Origin of the sequence: Photorhabdus africana (assembly GCF_035181445.1) — a bacterium.
Lineage (GTDB): Bacteria > Pseudomonadota > Gammaproteobacteria > Enterobacterales > Enterobacteriaceae > Photorhabdus > Photorhabdus laumondii.
In genome coordinates this window covers 1-223 of the sequence record NZ_JAXBVE010000345.1, presented here as the reverse complement: position 1 = coordinate 223, position 223 = coordinate 1, and the positions used below count along the sequence as shown (strand labels likewise).

The window sequence follows — 223 nt, the reverse complement described above, 5'->3', positions numbered from 1 at the left end:
CTGGCTGCCGATATCCTGTTGTTGGGTCAGGTGGCGAGTGTTCTCTTTCCCCCAGTCGCCCTGCTCTGTGCGGCGCGTGCTTAAGGTGTCCAGCGTCAGGTTATGGCCTGCGGTTATCTCGGTGTGACCGTCTTTACCCGCATTCTTGACGTCACTGGCGGTTAATTGCACATTGTTGATGGCGCTCAACGACAAGGTACCTTTATCGTTCTGCACATAAATC

General features: G+C 54.3%; 1 protein-coding gene. It reads right to left on the bottom strand.

What is annotated here, in order from left to right; all coding sequences use genetic code 11:
* Positions 1 to 223: hypothetical protein (locus tag SLS51_RS25045; RefSeq protein ID WP_323840948.1), on the bottom strand; the 223-nt coding region annotated here is incomplete at both ends.